Source organism: Roseibium aggregatum IAM 12614 (assembly GCF_000168975.1).
GTDB classification, from domain to species: domain Bacteria; phylum Pseudomonadota; class Alphaproteobacteria; order Rhizobiales; family Stappiaceae; genus Roseibium; species Roseibium aggregatum.
The window spans coordinates 260,439-277,360 of sequence record NZ_AAUW01000007.1; the positions used below are offsets into that span (position 1 = coordinate 260,439).

Consider the following 16,922-nt stretch of genomic DNA (forward strand, 5'->3'; position numbering starts at 1 on the left):
GGTGCCACCGGCACGTTTGGCTGTGACCACAATCACGCTGCGTCACTTTCGCCGGAATGAGTTTGAAAGCGCTGGCCCCTTGCGGTCCGCTAAGAAAAAAAGGAGTTTTCCATGTGGGTGATCATGGCCGTATCCATTCAGCTTTTGACTGGCCCGAATGTCTGGGCAGTCGCCGATGAAGGCACCTTTCAGGATGAGGCGGAATGCCAGGCCGCACTGAGCGAAGCCGTTCCGCGGACGCTCTCGGAAGGTATGCGCCTTGCCTGGGAAGGCGGCGAGCTGAAGTTCGTCTGCGTGAAGGTGCGTGCCAACGGCCAGGCCGGCAACTAACCGCCACCTGAAAGCACCAGCGTCCCGATTTTCCGGCAGTCCCAATTTACAAGTCCTGCGGCACGCGCTAGAGCACGACCGCAGGAATGCCGGCAGGCACACAAGACGGACGGACAGGCGAACATGAGCGAGTTCAAATCGGACTTTCTAAACGTTCTTTCAGAACGCGGTTTCATTCATCAGATCTCCGACCCCAAGGGTCTGGATGCACTTTGTGCGAAGGAAACCGTGACAGCCTATATAGGTTTCGACTGCACTGCCCCGAGCCTTCATGCCGGTTCTCTCGTGCCGATCATGATGCTGCACTGGTTCCAGAAGACCGGTCACCGTCCGATTGCCCTGATGGGAGGCGGCACCACGCGTGTTGGAGATCCATCCGGCAAGGACGAATCCCGCAAGATTCTCACAGAAGATGTGATCGAGGAAAACAAGGCCGGCATTCGCAAGGTCTTCGAGAAGCTCCTCACGTTCGGTGAGGGTCCGACCGACGCCATCATGCTGGACAATGCCGATTGGCTGTTGAAACTGAACTATGTCGACTTCCTGCGCGACATCGGGCGGCACTTCTCGGTCAACCAGATGATCCAGCGAGACAGTGTGCGCCTGCGCCTGGAACGTGAGCAGCATCTGTCCTTCCTCGAATTCAATTACATGCTCCTTCAGGGCTACGATTATCTGGAGCTTTACCGGCGCACGGGCTGCCGCCTCCAGATGGGCGGCTCCGACCAGTGGGGCAACATCCTGTCCGGTACCGATCTCGTTCGCCGGTTGGCCGATGTCGAAGCGTTCGCCCTCACCTCTCCGCTTCTGACCACATCGTCGGGTGCAAAAATGGGCAAGACCGCGGCCGGTGCGGTGTGGCTCAACGAAGAGCAGCTTTCCGCCTATGACTATTGGCAGTACTGGCGCAACACGGAAGATGCCGACGTGGAGCGCTTCATGAAGCTCTTCACGGTTCTGCCGATGGACGAAATTGCGCGCCTTGCGGCACTCCGGGGCTCCGAGATCAACGAGGCCAAGAAGATCCTGGCCACGGAAGCAACCGCATTGATCCACGGACGGGAAAACGCCGAAGCGGCTGCAGAGACCGCTCGCAAGGCATTTGAAGAAGGCCAGTCGGCCGAAGGCTTGCCGACGGTGGAAATCGCAAAGGCGGATCTGGAAGCGGGTCTCGGGGTCCTCTCTGCATTCGTGACCGCCGGGCTTTGCGCCTCCAACGGAGACGTTCGCCGCAACATCAAGGGCGGTGCGGTCAAGATCAACGACAAGGGCGAACAGGATGACAAGCGCCAGATCACGCTTGCCGATGTCACCGCTGACGGCATCGTCAAACTGTCGCTGGGCAAGAAGAAGCACGTGCTTCTCAAGCCGGTCTAAGCAACGACGCCATCCTCTGACGGACAGAAGCCGGGCTCTGCCCGGCTTTTTTTGTTCTGCCTGTCTGTCTGGTGAGTTCAGAGTTAGTCTGGCAAAGGTCAGAAACAGGCCTGCAACGTCAGGCCACCCCGCCCCGCATGGAAGAGCTTGTTGGCTCAGTTTGCCTGAAACTCGAACATCTTGCGGAAGATGCCAGGGGCAATCGCCGAAATCGGGTTGACCGAAAGCACCGGATCGGAAACCGACCCCGACAGGCGATAGGTCACGCCGATCAGGCCTTCCCCGGAGTTTCCACCGAGCGCAAATCCCAGCAGCGGGATTTTGGCGAAGAAGTTGTTCAGCGCGTAGATCGGCACGAAAGTGCCGGTCAGGTTCAGCGTTTGTTGCGACAGATCCACCGAGCCGCTGACGGTTCCCCCAAGCGCATTGCCTTGAAGTGCGCCTCGGCTGATGGTCAGCAAATCGCCGTCCCGCGAGAAGTTGATGTCGAGCGTTTCGAAACTCGCGGTGTCCGCCGCTTCACTCACATTGACCGGCCGCCCGTCGGGTATTTGCTTGGCGCGGTTCTGCTCCCGAATGCGCTGGATGGCCGGATCTTCCGTGATCCTCAGAGAACGCACGTTGAAATCGCCAACCCAACTGTCCTCATCGGCCATTGCAACGTTGAGGACACCAGCACCGCCGCGCATCCGCTTGTAAAGATCGAGGAACCGCAGCGTCGCGCCGGTGTTCGCAAACCGGCCGATGGCCGCTTGCGAGCCTCCCTCGTCCGTCACCGTGAATTCGAAATTCGCGCGGCCGTTCACCAGCCCTTTCAGATCCGCCGAAATCAGTCCCTTGGCACCTGTATCGATCTTGCCCGCGAACTTCTCGATGGCCTGATTGTTGAAACCTGTCACCCGGTCGATATTGGCGGCAATTCTCGCGCCACCTGAAAAATCACCGGCGCCCTTGCTGCTGCCTGGGCTGCGCATGCTCTTGATCAGGCCCCGGCCGTCGAACGACGATCCGGCGAAGATGATATCGTAGCGTCCGTCCGCCGCCTTCTGGATGTCGACCTCGACATCGTCACCAGGCCGCAGCTTGAATGTCGTGAAGGCCGCACTGACGAGATCACCGGCCAGCGACAATTGCATGGACCCGGCAACGTCGACCCCTTCGGAGACAAGTTTGAAATCCTTCACCCGGCGCTGCTTGTCTGTCTCAACCAGCTTGAAGGAAGCTGTTGCAGGAACACCCTTGGCTTTCTGCCATCCGAGCGCCTGCAGCCGGACATCCGTCTGCTTCAGGTCGATGACGAATTCCTGTCCGTCGCTCACCTTGGCAACGCTCAACGTCATGTTGCCCTGAAGAAAGGCAGTCAGATCGACACCCTTGTCCTTCAGTTGCTGAGCGTTGAGTGCGACAACAACGTCCTGGCGCGCGGCAACGCCGGATTCGCCCAACGGCACGACCAGGTCGATATCGGCCTGAAGTCCGTCGAGGATGCCCTTTCCGGTGATCGCGACCTGATCCTTGTTGGCTTCCAGTGCAACATCCGACTTGCGGACCGTGTGCCCCATAATCGGATTGCTGTCCGAAAAATTCTTCAGCCGGCCGGTCGCCTGCCAGTCGATATCCACAAGATCGATTTCCTTGCCAAGCGGGAACGACGCGGTAATGTCGAGCTCACCTGATCCTTCAACGCCATCATTCTTGAGGTCAGCCCTGTCCAGCACACGGAAGGGCGCGCTGTTGACCATGGCGCCAAGATCGGCCGCCGAACCTTCCATGCTCGCATAAACGCTTGCCATCTTGCCATCCCGCTGAGGCAGGTTCAGGATCTGGAAGACACCATCGGGCAACACAACCTGACCGCCGCTCGAAGACGTCGCCGTTCCGTTTTTCGCCGTAACGGTCAACGTTTCGTCCTTGATGGTGAGCGTACCTTCGAGGCCATCGATCTGGGGAACATCACCAACCGGTGTCACCGCGGCGTCGGAAAATGTCATGTCGAGGCGCATATCGTTGCCCGCCCAACCCGGATCAGGGTCACGCGGGTCGAAAGCCGGCGGGCGGAGCGCGCCCGTATAGGAGACCGTCTCTATCAGGCCGCCATTCAGGCGCTCGATGATCCACTGGCGTGCCGGCGGCACAAGCGTGATTGGCCAGAGCTGCTTCGCAACGGCAACCGGTATCAGCTCGCCGTCCGCGGCCAGCGCCAGATATGGGCCTTCCGGGGTGATCTGCAGCGAGGCCACCCCATGGACAACCGCCTTGCCGGATCGGGCCGTGAAGCGGTCAACCGTCAGCAGTTTTTCAAGCGGGTCGAACCGGGCGCGGACCTGGACACCGTCCAGCATATGCGGCTCTTCAGGAACATCGGCTGAGCCAAACTGCGGATATTCCGAATTGAGATTGATCTGCCACTCGGGCGTTTCCCCTGCGGTCGGTCTGATGGACCCCGTGAAGAAGAAGCGCGAGTTGCCACGAATGACGTGCGAGCTGGTAATTTCAATCGCGTCCTGTCCCGCCTCGAACAGCAGAGACAGGGCCGCATCGTCGAAGGCCACCAGCGTTTTGCCAAGTTGAAACCAGCCATTTCGAATGCGGGCCACCGCATTGGCGGAAACGAATTTTCCGTCTCCCGTCAGACGGCTTTCGATTTTCGCGGACGCCGGAAGTCCCAGCCCCTTGCCCTGCACCGATTTGGCACTTGGGCCAAGCAATTCGGCAAGTGTGATGCCGTTGACCACTACACCGATGCTTTTGGCATTTGCACCTAAGGGCGCATTGCGGGCCAGTTCCAGGCGCCAGGTCGAGACATTGCCGGCGACACGGGCGAAGGCGCGTATCGAACGGTTTTCGTCGCGCAGAATGTCCGCATCTATGCCCGAGTAGCGCCTGGGGAATGATCCGGCCAATTCGAAAGACGCGTTCCGGATCTTGACGAAGCTGAGGCCCCGGCGGGCAAACTGGTCGTCGACGACCTCGCTCACTCTGTCGACCGCCTCCATGAGCGGTCCCATTTCAGGGAGCTTTGCCGGCCCGCCGTCCAGGACGATCCGCACATGAGGTTTCGTAAGGTTGAGAGAGGAAAAATGAACCTTGCCGGAAAGCAGCGCATCGCGGTTCAGCGGCGCGGTCAGTTCAGGAAAACTGATGCTGACGGGCGATCCGCCGGCTATGTCCACGTTCGCATCGGAAACCAGGATGTTGATGCCGTCCGGAGCGGTAAAATCGACACTCGCACTGCCGATGGAAAGCTGCACCTGTCCGCGCGTACCCTGATAGGCAAGCAGGCTGCCGAGAAGCGGAATGCGCACCGGCCCGGTTGCAAACAGAATGACAAGACCGCCCACGAGACCAATCAGAACGGCGGCGGCAATGTAGCGAAAGCGCTTGCGTTTTGGCCGCTCCACCTTGGCCGATTTCTGAGGTTCGCCGGTTTTTGGCAAATACGTCAATCCAATCTTTCGCCTGCATGCGTAAGACAGGCGCTTCGGTTCGAGTTCGGAGCAAAGCGCCGTGTTATTCCACCGCAGTTCCGGACGAGTCGCTTGGCGATTGATGATACTGCGAAAGCTTTGCTAAAAGCGACCGCAGCCATTGCAGAAGCAGCCGGAAACCGGCATTAACGCACAAACTTTGACAGAAGGAAGGCATGATGAGCGAATTGGCCGTCGGAGATGTCGCACCGGATTTCGAACTGGAAGGGGATGGCGGCAACAAGGTGTCGCTGAGCGCCCTCAAGGGAAAGCCTGTCGTGGTGTATTTTTATCCCAAGGATGACACCCCGGGCTGCACCAAGGAGGCAATCGCATTCACCGAACAGGCCGACGCTTTTGCCAAACTCGGTGTCACCATCATCGGGCTGTCGCCTGATACCGCCGCAAAGCACGACAAGTTCATCGCCAAGCACAATCTGGCGATCAGGCTTGGGGCGGACACGGAGAAGGAAGCTGCCGAAGCTTATGGGGTCTGGGTCGAAAAATCGATGTATGGCAAGACCTACATGGGTGTCGAGCGCTCCACGTTTCTCGTCGGTCCGGACGGCAAGATCGCGCAGATCTGGCGGAAGGTGAAAGTTCCCGGCCACGCGGATGCCGTGCTTGAGGCCGCGCGGGCCCTGTGAGGCCTTCACCGCGATAGCAACCGGCGACCTCGTGAAGCACACTGGAATGGAAACCATGCCCCACAGCCTCGTTGCCGGAGCAAAGGCGATTGTCTGCGCTTCGGACACGGCCGAAAAGGTGCGGCTTGCCTACGCTGTATCAAGGGCCTGGTTTCAACGGGACCTGGCCCTCGGCTCCCCTTCCCTGGACGGAGGGATGCCCGACCGGCCCGGGCGGCCGGACAAGCCGGTTCTGCTGGCCCCACGCGACATGCCCAAACGCAACCTGAAGGGCAAGGCAGGCCGCCTTGCCCTGATCCACTCGCTTGCACACATCGAACTGAACGCCGTGGATTTGACGTGGGACCTGATTGGCCGCTTTGCGCATGTCAGGCTGCCACGATCCTACTACGACGACTGGGTTCGAGTCGGACTGGAGGAAGCCAAGCATTTTGCCATGCTGCAGGAGCGCCTGGCGAAGCTGGATACCGCTTACGGGGATCTTCCCGCCCATGACGGTCTGTGGCAGGCAGCACAGGACACCGGGCACGATCTTGCGGCTCGTCTGGCCATCATCCCTCTGGTCCTGGAAGCAAGAGGCCTCGACATCACGCCACCGATGATCGAAAAAGCCCGCGAAATCGGTGACGAAGACACCGCAAAATGTCTCGACATCATCTATCGCGACGAGAAAAACCATGTCGCCTTCGGCGCAAAATGGTTCCGATTCTTGTGTGACCGGCAGGGAATCAGGCCCGAGCCGGCTTTCCAGGGCTATGTGCGCCGCCATTTCCGGGGAGCCCTGAAGCCGCCTTTCAACGATCGCGCGCGTTCCGAAGCAGGCCTAACCCCTGGTTTTTACAAGCCTCTTGCGCCTCTTGTCGGATAAATTTCACACACATGAAGACGAATTATTAACCTTACCAAATTCTAATCAGGCTCAGATCTCTTGCAGAATGCAGACAGTGACTGAGTGACAATGCAACAGCGCCAAGAAACGACGCGGACCTATCAAGCCCCCCGCACAGAGCCACATCATCCGGTTCTGGAAAAGGGCGCAAAGACGACCACGTACAGCGTGAGGCCGGTCCACCTGATTTGCGGGGCGATCGGCTGCGTGACGGCCACCTTGGCAGTCGCAGGCACGATCGGCTACTACGCCATGCGCAGCGACATGATGGCCGAAGCCAGTGCGGAACGGACAGAGCTGGTGCTGGAATACCAGGACCATATCGACCGCCTGCGCACCGAGATTGCCAATCTGACGAGCCGCCAGATGGTCGATCGGGAGACGGTCGAAATAAAGGTCATGGACGTACTGCGCCGGCAGCAGGATCTCAATCAGCGCCATGCCATCGTAGCCGACCTTGTGGCACGGGCAGAAAGCGTCGGGATCTACCTGAGCGGCGACAAGCCGATGCCGCCGGAAAAACCCTCCCTCGACGAGCGTAATCTCGCTTCCCTCGATGGTAGCGACAAGTCGGCAATCGGCGGTGAAAGTGAACTGATCGAAGAACCGGTCAAGGCTCTCGGCTTGCGAGACGGTTCGACAAGGTCCTTCGATCCGCTGACCATCCTCCAGCAACCGGCATCTGATGCCGCAGCATCCGACGCCGACGTAAAAAAAAACTCTGAGAAGCAGGCTGCGCTTGACGCAGTAAAGGCGGATATCTCCGTCATGGACGAGGAGAGTACGGCCGCCGTTGACGCGATCACCATCGCCACGGAGGGCCGTATCGAGGATATTCTTGGCATCACAAGATCCATAACGCCCGGGCTCAACGCGACCTTGCGTGAAAAGACTTCTCTTGGCGGCCCGTTTCAGCCGCTCAATGAAGAAAACTTCCCCGACCGTCTGGACCGCGCCAATACAGCTCTTGAAACTCTACGCCGCGTGAAGTTCACCGCGCTGCGTCTGCCGATCAAACGGCCGGTACGCAACGGCTCGGTGTCCAGCACCTACGGCCCGCGGGTCGACCCGTTTCTGGGCCGTCTGGCGATGCACACCGGCATCGATTTCAAGGCCCCCTATGGCGCACGTGTCTTGGCAACAGCACCGGGCACCGTGATCAGCGCGGGACGTCACGGCGGTTACGGCAAGATGGTGGAAATCCGTCATGCCAACGGTTTCATTACCCGCTACGCCCATATGAGCCGCATTCAGGTATCAGAAGGCGATCACGTCCTGGCAGGTGATCTTGTCGGCAATGTCGGCTCCACCGGACGGTCCACCGGCCCGCATCTTCATTATGAGATTCGCCGAAACGACAAGCCCAGCAACCCGGCCGCCTTCCTGGCCGCGGGTGACCGCTTTACTGCGCTGGCGCTCTGAGCGACCCTCCCTTCGAAAAACAAAAAACGGGGCCACAACGGCCCCGTTTTCATGTGCTCTGGACGATGTGTCCTTAGTCGATGTCCGCGACTTCGACCGGGTCTCCCCCGAAGACACGCTGAGCCAGCGCAGCTTCCATGAACTCGTCCAGGTCGCCATCGAGAACATCGCCGGGAGACGTGCTTTCAACGCCCGTGCGAAGGTCCTTGACCAACTGATACGGTTGCAGGACGTAGGAGCGGATCTGATGCCCCCAGCCGATATCTGTTTTCGAGGCTGCTTCGGCACTGGCCGCTTCTTCACGCTTTTTCAGTTCCGCCTCGTAAAGACGGGCCTTCAGCATGGACCAGGCGGTTGCCCGGTTCTTGTGCTGTGAGCGCTCGGATTGGCACTGCACCACGATACCGGTTGGCTGGTGCGTGATACGCACGGCGGAGTCGGTGGTGTTGACGTGCTGCCCGCCCGCACCCGAGGCGCGATAGGTATCGATGCGGCAATCGCTCTCGTTGATGTCGATATCAATGGAATCATCGATCACCGGATAGACCCAGGCGCTGGAGAAACTGGTATGACGGCGCGCATTGCTGTCATAGGGCGAAATCCGCACAAGCCGGTGCACGCCCGACTCGGTCTTCAGCCAGCCGTAGGCGTTTTCACCCTTGATCAGCAAGGTCGCGGATTTGATACCCGCTTCTTCACCGTCATGATATTCCAGCACTTCCACCTTGAAGCCGTGTTTTTCCGCCCACCGGCGGTACATCCGCAGCAGCATGGATGCCCAGTCCTGGCTCTCGGTGCCGCCGGCGCCCGAGTTGATTTCCAGGTAGGTATCATTCGCATCCGCCTCGCCGGACAAGAGCGAATTGAGCTGAAGCTGGTTGACCTTGCCTTTCAGACCGCGAAGAGCTTCCTCGGCATCGGCAACGACGGATTTATCGTCTTCCATCTCGCCAAGTTCGATCAGCTCGATATTGTCGGAAAGGTCCTGCTCCAGCGATTTGATGCCACTGATGCTGTCATCAAGCTGCTGACGCTCGCGCATCAGCTTCTGTGCCTTCGTGGGCTCATTCCACAGATTCGGATCTTCGGAAAGGGCGTTCAGCTCTTCCAGACGGACAACGGCCTGATCCCAGTCAAAGATGCCTCCTCAGCAGGCTTATGGCCTGCTTGATTTCATCGACGATCGCTTCCATTTCGGCGCGCATCGGATACCTCGCTTTTGATGTGAAGCGGCCCGGTCTCCACAAAGAAACACCGGGCCGAGAATTGGAGCGGGACATTACCCAAGCCGGGCTGCGCTGTAAACCGTCGAAACGGATCCCCAGCCGACCGGCCGGTCAGGCTGCACCTTGGCCAAGCTCAGATCAGTAAAGACCGCCTGTGCCGACCGTAACAGCCTGCTGCGCTTCCGGAGAGACAGCCGTCGGAACACCCATCGTGTCCTGAAAGCCGATCACGGAATAGCTGTCCGGCGGAGCCATGCCCGGTTTGAAGGCTTCCAGGATGGAGCCCGGGGCACCTGCTGCGGTTCTCAGACCGGTGCGGCGGTTGATCGGAATGAGCTGCAGCCCCTTGGGTACGCGGAACTCCACCGGCGGCTGGTCGGCCAGCGCCGCCTTCACGAAGTTTGTGAAGATAGGCGCCGCCACCTGACCTCCGGTTGCCCCGCGGCCCATCGGTTTCGGGTTGTCATAGCCAACGAACACGCCAACGGCCAGATCCGGGGTGAACCCCATGAACCAGGCGTCTTTTTCGTCGTTGGTGGTACCGGTCTTGCCGGCGACCGGACGTCCGACCGCACGAACGGATGTTGCCGTTCCGCGCTGGACCACGCCTTCCATCATGGACGTGATCTGATAGGCGGTCATCGGGTCGAGGACCTGCTCGCGGTCATCGATGAGGGTCGGCTCGTCCTGCCCTTCCCAGACATCCTGCGTGCAGCCGTCGCAAATGCGGCTGTCGTGCTTGTAGATGGTGCGGCCGTAACGGTCCTGGATACGGTCGATCAGGGTCGGGCGCACTTTCCTACCGCCATTGGCGATGGTCGCATAGGCCGTCGTCAGGCGCAGCACGGTGGTTTCCCCCGCACCGAGCGACATGGACAGGACCGGCAGCATGTTGTCGTAGATCCCGAAACGCTTTGCATATTCGGCAACCAGCGGCATGCCCATGTCCTGCGCGAGCCGGACGGTCATGACGTTCCGCGACAGCTCGATCCCCGTGCGCAAGGTCGACGGGCCGTAGAATTTGCCGCCGTAGTTCTGCGGGCGCCAGGTTCCGAGACCCGGACCCTGGCTGATTTCCAGAGGCGCATCCATGATCACCGACGATGGCGTGTAGCCGTTATCGAGCGCCGCTGCGTAGAGGAACGGTTTGAAGGAGGAACCTGGCTGACGGTAGGCTTGCGTTGCACGGTTGAACTCGCTCTGCGCGAAGCTGAAGCCGCCGACAAGGGCAAGCACACGACCGGTATAGGGGTCCATCGCAACCAGCGCGCCCGAAACCTTCGGGATCTGACGCAGTTCGTAGCTTCCCGGTGCAACCGGGCTCTCTTCCACATAAACCACGTCACCAGGCGTCAGTACGTCGGAGACGGCGCTCGGCGCCCTGCCTTTGATGCGAGCCCATTTCATGGTGCTAAGATACAAGGGACCGGTCTTGCGTTCGTCCGAGAGCTGGCCGCTGACCTTACGCTCCGGCTGGACGCCGATCGTGGCTTCCTCGCCGCCGGCCTCCAGAACCACCGCAAGCTTCCACTCGGGAAGATCGCTCAAGGCTTCCACCTTTGCCAGATCAATGCCCCAATCGGCACCAAGGGTGATTTTGTCGACCGGGCCATTCCAACTGCCGCGCTGGTGATCGAAGGCGATCAGACCATCCATCAGCGACTTGCGGGCGAGCTTCTGCATTTCCGGGTCAAGCGTCGAGCGCACCGAAAGCCCGCCTTCGTAAAGGCGTTTGTCGCCGAAAATGTCAGCCACTTCGCGGCGAACTTCTTCGGTGAAATACTCGGCGGCGAACAGACGGGACCCGGTTTCACGCGGTTTGACGACTATCGGCTTCTGTTTGGCTTCCTCGCCTTCCTCGGCGCTGACGTAACCGTCCGCGACCATACGGTCGATCACATAGTTGCGCCGCGCGATGGCAGCTTCGGTCTTCCTGTAGGGATGATAGTTGCTCGGGCCTTTCGGCAGCGCCGCCATATAGGCGATTTCTTCGAGCGACAACTCATGCACGGACTTGTCGAAATAGATAAGCGACGCAGCCGCGACGCCGTAGGCACCGAAACCGAAATAGATCTCGTTGAGATAAAGCTCGAGAATTTCGTCCTTGGTGTAGGCCTGCTCGATGCGCAGCGACAGGATGGCTTCCTTGACCTTGCGCTCATAGGCGGCAGAACGGCGTTCGCGCTCCTCGCTCACGAGATCCGACAACAGAAAGTTCTTTGCAACCTGCTGCGTAATGGTCGAAGCGCCTTCCGGACGGCGGCCAGAGCCGTAATTCTGGATGAAGCGCACCGCTGCACGGGCAATGCCTTCCGGGTCGACACCGATGTGGGTGTAGAAATTCTTGTCTTCGGCCGCGACAAAAGCCTGCTTGACCTGGTCCGGTATGGCCTGGATCGGCAGGAACATGCGCCGCTGGGTCGCATATTCGGCCATAAGGCTACCATCGGCCGCATGCACGCGGGTCATCACCGGCGGCTCATAGTTCTTCAGGGCCGTATAATCCGGCAGGTCCTTTGTCAGGTCCTGCAGGTACATCCAGACCCCGGCAGCAATCAGCAGCGCAAAGATCGCGCCGATTCCGAACAGGTAGCCAAAAAACTTCACCAAAAATTTCATACCGCGGGCTCGTCTTTCCCCGTTCTTAGCGCTTCCAGCTTTCTAACACGGAAACTTTTGCTCAGCATCACAGATGCAAACAGTCGCACAAACTTGTCTGCCTTCCTCGTGCACCAATATGGCGATGCTGAGGCAATCGCCAGTGCAAAGCTGCCAATTTTAAAGCAATGCAAGGATTTTTACTGGGACGGTGGAGCTTGCTGCCGGGCCAGTCGGGGCCGGAAGAATCCATGGACGGCCTCCGTCACGGCCTTGGACATGCGCTCGCGCCATTCGTCCGAAATCAGAAGCTTCTCGTCATGTTCGTTGGACAGGTAGCCGAGTTCGACCAGAACGGACGGAACATCGTGCGCTTTCAGCACCCGGAAGCCGGCAGAACGATGCGGGTTATTGATCAGCCGGACCGCGCTTTTCAGCTCATCCACCAGCGATCTGGCAAAATAAACCGAAAACGACCTCGTTTCGCGCCGCGCCAGATCGATCAGGATATCGGTGACCTCGGTCGGCTCTTCCGCAAGATCCACACCTGCGATGACATCCGACATGTTTTCCGACTGGGCCAGGTCCTCGGCCAATTGGTCGGATGCTCTGTCGGAAATCGTGTAAACGGTCGCCCCACGTGCAAATTTCTGACCGCGCCGAACAGAATCGGCATGAATGGAAATGAAAAGGTCGGCTTCGAGTTCATGACCGATCTCAACCCGGCGCCCCAGTGGAATGAATGTGTCGTCATCCCGGGTCAGTCGCACATTGTAGAGACCGCTTTCGTCCAGCTTCTCCTTGAGAAGCTTTGCAAAATCGAGCACGATCGCCTTTTCGAGGGTTCCGTGAACGCCAATCGCCCCGGTATCGATGCCGCCGTGGCCCGGATCGAGAACGATCAACGGCTTTTCCCTGTTCTTTGGCGCGGTCAACCGGTCACTCTTGGGCGCGGAATTGTCTCTGGCTATGACACGCTTCGGCCTGGAGGTTTCGACAAAGGTCCTGAAATCCTCGGTAGAGGCACTCACCAGATCGACCACAAGCCTGGCCGGCTGGTCGTCGACGGCTGGAAGGAAGAACGTCTTGTCGACCTTGACCGGCCCCGTCAGGTCCATCACCACGCGGGATCTGCCCACCGCGAACAGGCCAAAGCGCCAGTCGGCGACGAGCCCCCGGCCGCTTTCGCCGGAATCGGCCGGTATTGAAAACTCCACTTCCGGGAGATCGATAATCAGCCTGTCCGGATTGGCGAGGCCGGAAATGACCGGCGTCACTTGCCGATTCATATCCAGAACGAATCGCGTGCGCGTTTCATCACCCGCCACGCGTGCTCCGGTCACCTGGGCTTTCTCCGGCTCGGCAGATGCAGTCAAGCTCAACCCGGAGAGCGCGCCGGCACCGAGGCCCAGAACCACGGCAACAGACATCGCCAGTCTCAAAACTGCGCTCAGGGCATGGTTTACTTGCGGTTTCATTCCGTCCTTGAACTCAATTATTTCGGTCACGTTGTTCGAAAACGTCGCGTACAGAGCCCCCCACCAGCCCTGTCATACGCCATACGCTACGCAAGGAAAATGCCATATCCAATTCACATTGCTTGCAATGCGCTGCGTCGGACCGTAAAAGTACCTTACGGATTTCGGTTTGAAACCGATACCGTCCCGGGTAGCGGACATGGGTATCTATCCACAACGCTATCGCATTCCCAGGCCTTCTAACGACAGAACAGAGGCCGTTCTGCCGCTTCAAGACAAGCCCTGGAAGAAAGTGGATCTGGTATCGGCACCTCTTTGAAACCGCCCGCCTCGCAACGTGATGCCCTTACAAAACGGCAGTTTCCCCGGCGAGGTTTTTCGGCGGCCGTTGAGAGCGAACCCATTCCGGAACCGGATGCAGGTCCATTGGCGATGCCAGGCTGCATTCCGGCGCAAGGTACAATGACTTAACTAAAGGGCCTGCGTTGCCTGAAGGACCCGCGCGATGCACATGGTGATCAACATACAGCAAGGTACCGCTTCAGCGGCTGCCTGCGTTGATCATACGACCGCGCCGGGCGCAGACGCTCTTTCTCATCTTAGCAAAACAAATACGGCAGACATCCTCCTACTGGGCGATGCGCGTTTCGCACATGCGCCCATGAGTGCTGCCGTGGAGAAGTTCAATAATGGCAAACAAAATGCTGATCGACGCGGGCCACCCGGAAGAGACCCGGGTCGTCGTCGTGCGTGGCAATCGGGTTGAAGAATTCGACTTTGAAGCAGCTAACCGGAAGCAGCTTCGCGGCAATATCTATCTTGCAAAGGTAACGCGGGTTGAGCCTTCCTTGCAGGCGGCATTCGTCGAATATGGCGGCAACCGCCACGGGTTCCTCGCCTTCAGCGAAATTCACCCGGACTATTACCAGATCCCTGTAGCTGACCGCGAAGCCCTGCTGGCAGCGGAAGCGGCCGACAGGCAGCGCGACGATTCGGACGGCGAAGAAAAGCCGAAGCGCCGTCGCCGCTCCCGTGCAGCCCGAAATGAAGCCACCGATTCCGTTGCAAGCGACAAGGTTGAAGCGGATGCCTCCGACGAAGCCACAGAGGGCGACGAAGAGGCCGTAAAAGCTGCCGACGAAACGGATGGCGAAGCCGTGTCTGCACGTAGCGCAGACGAGGACGTCTCGGACGAAGAAGACGACGAAGCTTCCTCTTCCTCGGAAGAAACTGACGAAGATGAGGAAGAGGCTCCGGTTCGCTCGCGTGGCCGAGGCCGCGGGCGTCGCCGCCAGCGCCAGAACGACGATGACGATGATGCCGATAACGACATCGATGCCGTCGAATCCGTCGGTGCCGAAGATGCGATGGAAGAAGTTCCCGAGCGCATCATCCCGCTGCGCAAGCAATACAAGATCCAGGAAGTCATCAAGCGCCGCCAGATCATTCTGGTGCAGGTGGTCAAGGAAGAACGCGGCAACAAGGGCGCTGCGCTGACCACATATCTGTCGCTGGCAGGCCGCTATTCCGTACTTATGCCGAACACCGCCCGTGGCGGCGGCATTTCGCGCAAGATCACCCAGCCGACCGACCGCAAGCGTCTCAAGAAGATCGCTTCCGAACTGGATGTGCCGGAAGGCATGGGCGTCATCTTGCGCACGGCCGGTGCAAGCCGGACGAAAGCGGAGATCAAGCGCGACTTCGAATATCTGATGCGGCTTTGGGAAAATGTCCGCGAACTGACCTTGAAATCCAGTGCTCCAAGCCTCGTCTACGAGGAAGGCAGTCTGGTCAAGCGGTCGATCCGTGACCTATACAACAAGGACATCAACGAGGTCCTTGTGGCCGGCGAAGAAGGCTACCGCGAGGCCAAGGACTTCATGCGTATGCTCATGCCGAGCCATGCGAAGAACGTCCAGCCTTATCGCGACCCCTCGCCGTTGTTCATCCGCTACGGTGTCGAACCGCAGCTCGATGCCATGTTCTCGCCGCAGGTTACGCTGAAATCCGGCGGTTACATTGTCATCAACCAGACGGAAGCTCTGGTTTCGATCGACGTGAACTCCGGCAAATCGACCCGCGAGCACAATATCGAGGACACTGCGCTCCAGACCAACCTGGAAGCCGCGGAAGAAGTGACCCGCCAGTTGCGCTTGCGCGATCTTGCTGGCCTGATTGTCATCGACTTCATCGATATGGAAGAGTCGAAGAACAACCGGTCCGTCGAGCGCAAGCTGAAGGATTGCCTGAAGAACGACCGCGCCCGCATCCAGGTTGGCCGCATCTCGCACTTCGGTCTTCTGGAAATGTCGCGTCAGCGCATCCGCACCGGCGTTCTGGAAAGCTCGACCACGCCTTGCCCGCACTGCCAGGGCACCGGCATGATCCGGTCGGTGGAATCAGTCGCTCTGCACGTGCTGCGGTCGGTTGAGGACAACCTGCTGAAAGGCGCGTCCCACAATCTGATCATCCGCACCACCACGCAGGTGGCGCTCTACATCCTCAACCAGAAGCGTTCGAACCTGGTCGATCTGGAAACCCGCTTCGCCATCGATGTCGAAGTGCATGCGGACGACATGGTCAACGGTCAGCTTTATGTTCTGGAGCGCGGTGCACCGGTTGATCGCGACCGCGTACCGATGCCTGTTCCGGCGATTGTCCAGCCGGACACGATCGATATCATCGACGAAGACACCGAGCAGCCGGACATCGAGGAATTTGCACAGCAGGAAGACGACAACGACGGCCGCCGTCGCCGCCGTCGCCGCAAGCGCCGGAGAAACGGTTCCGACAACCAGCAGGATGATGGCGAATCGCGTCAGGCCAGCGCCGAGGCGGATGATGCCGATAGCGATGGCGATGACGACCAGCCACAGGAAGCCCGTTCAGGCGAAGAAGACGGCGACGACGAACCGCGCCGCAAGCGCCGTCGGGGACGCCGGGGCGGACGCCGCGGACGCCGCAACGGTGACGAGGCACAGGCTGAAGGTGGCGCCGAAAATGACGGCGAAACCAACGGTGACAATCGCGAGGCAGCCACCTCTGATGAGCAGCAGGACGATCAGGCCGGTTCAGACACCGCAGTCGCGGCTGAAAGCGGCAACGACACAGAGGCCGTTGAAGTTGCTCCGCAGGACGATGCACAGACCGATGAGCTGACAGCCGTCGACGGCGTGGCAGAGTCTGACGCAAGCGGCGATAGCCCGGCAGACGAAACTGCGCAGCAGGACGGCGTTGCCACTCCGGCTCAGGCAGATGCTGCAGAAGAAAGCCCGGCAGCTGCGGAAGCTGAAACCATCGTGGTCGACACGCCGACGTCCGAACAGCCGGTCGCCAGCGAAGCCGACGCTGAAGAAGAAGCTCCGGCACGCAAGGCTCCGGCCGAACCTGTCGTCACCAGCGAAACATCTGGTGACGATACCAAGGAAGACAAGCCGAAGCGTGGCGGCTGGTGGCAGCGCGGCCGTTCATTCTTCTGAACGGCCCTC

The 16,922-nt window shown here is 59.6% G+C and carries 10 protein-coding genes; 6 read left to right on the forward strand and 4 right to left on the reverse strand.

Annotated features, from left to right (window positions below; genetic code table 11):
- Positions 1-111 precede the first annotated feature (111 nt).
- Together SIAM614_RS11870 and tyrS are read left to right on the forward strand one after the other, a co-directional pair.
- Positions 112-330 carry a hypothetical protein gene (locus tag SIAM614_RS11870; protein ID WP_006934747.1) on the forward strand — a complete coding sequence of 73 codons (219 nt, stop codon included), beginning with the start codon at positions 112-114 and terminating at the stop codon, positions 328-330.
- A gap of 123 nt (positions 331-453) precedes the next feature.
- On the forward strand, positions 454-1,707 hold the full coding sequence (gene tyrS, locus SIAM614_RS11875) for a tyrosine--tRNA ligase (RefSeq protein ID WP_006934748.1): 1,254 nt from the start codon (positions 454-456) through the stop codon (positions 1,705-1,707).
- 155 nt (positions 1,708-1,862) lie between these two features.
- Here tyrS and SIAM614_RS11880 read toward each other — a convergent pair whose 3' ends face one another.
- Positions 1,863-5,153, reverse strand: coding sequence for an AsmA-like C-terminal domain-containing protein (locus SIAM614_RS11880; protein WP_157139806.1), 3,291 nt, complete (start codon positions 5,151-5,153; stop codon positions 1,863-1,865).
- 200 nt (positions 5,154-5,353) lie between these two features.
- Here SIAM614_RS11880 and bcp point away from each other — a divergent pair, with 200 nt between their 5' ends.
- The 3 genes from bcp to SIAM614_RS33440 all read left to right on the forward strand — a co-directional run bounded on the left by bcp (position 5,354) and on the right by SIAM614_RS33440 (position 8,132).
- Positions 5,354-5,821, forward strand: a complete 468-nt coding sequence (bcp, locus tag SIAM614_RS11885; protein ID WP_040439933.1) for a thioredoxin-dependent thiol peroxidase — start codon at positions 5,354-5,356, stop codon at positions 5,819-5,821.
- Between the two features lie 46 nt (positions 5,822-5,867).
- Positions 5,868-6,689: a ferritin-like domain-containing protein gene (locus SIAM614_RS11890; RefSeq protein WP_006934751.1), complete on the forward strand. Its 822-nt coding sequence runs from the start codon at positions 5,868-5,870 to the stop codon at positions 6,687-6,689.
- A gap of 90 nt (positions 6,690-6,779) precedes the next feature.
- Positions 6,780-8,132 carry a M23 family metallopeptidase gene (locus tag SIAM614_RS33440; protein WP_006934752.1) on the forward strand — a complete coding sequence of 451 codons (1,353 nt, stop codon included), beginning with the start codon at positions 6,780-6,782 and terminating at the stop codon, positions 8,130-8,132.
- Between the two features lie 73 nt (positions 8,133-8,205).
- Here SIAM614_RS33440 and prfB read toward each other — a convergent pair.
- The 3 genes from prfB to SIAM614_RS11910 all read right to left on the reverse strand — a co-directional run bounded on the left by prfB (position 8,206) and on the right by SIAM614_RS11910 (position 13,386).
- A protein-coding gene (prfB, locus tag SIAM614_RS11900) for a peptide chain release factor 2 (RefSeq protein WP_198137309.1) occupies positions 8,206-9,337 on the reverse strand; the annotation gives its coding sequence in 2 pieces (ribosomal slippage) (positions 8,206-9,267 and positions 9,269-9,337; 1,131 coding nt in all).
- Positions 9,338-9,496: 159 nt separating this feature from the next.
- On the reverse strand, positions 9,497-11,968 hold the full coding sequence (locus SIAM614_RS11905; RefSeq protein WP_040440009.1) for a penicillin-binding protein 1A: 2,472 nt from the start codon (positions 11,966-11,968) through the stop codon (positions 9,497-9,499).
- 188 nt (positions 11,969-12,156) lie between these two features.
- Positions 12,157-13,386, reverse strand: a complete 1,230-nt coding sequence (locus SIAM614_RS11910; protein WP_006934756.1) for an N-acetylmuramoyl-L-alanine amidase — start codon at positions 13,384-13,386, stop codon at positions 12,157-12,159.
- Positions 13,387-14,123: 737 nt separating this feature from the next.
- Between SIAM614_RS11910 and SIAM614_RS11915 the strand changes: the two genes are divergently transcribed.
- A complete protein-coding gene (locus SIAM614_RS11915) occupies positions 14,124-16,913 on the forward strand; it encodes an Rne/Rng family ribonuclease (protein WP_006934757.1) in 2,790 nt (929 codons plus the stop codon).
- The last annotated feature ends 9 nt before the right edge of the window (positions 16,914-16,922 follow it).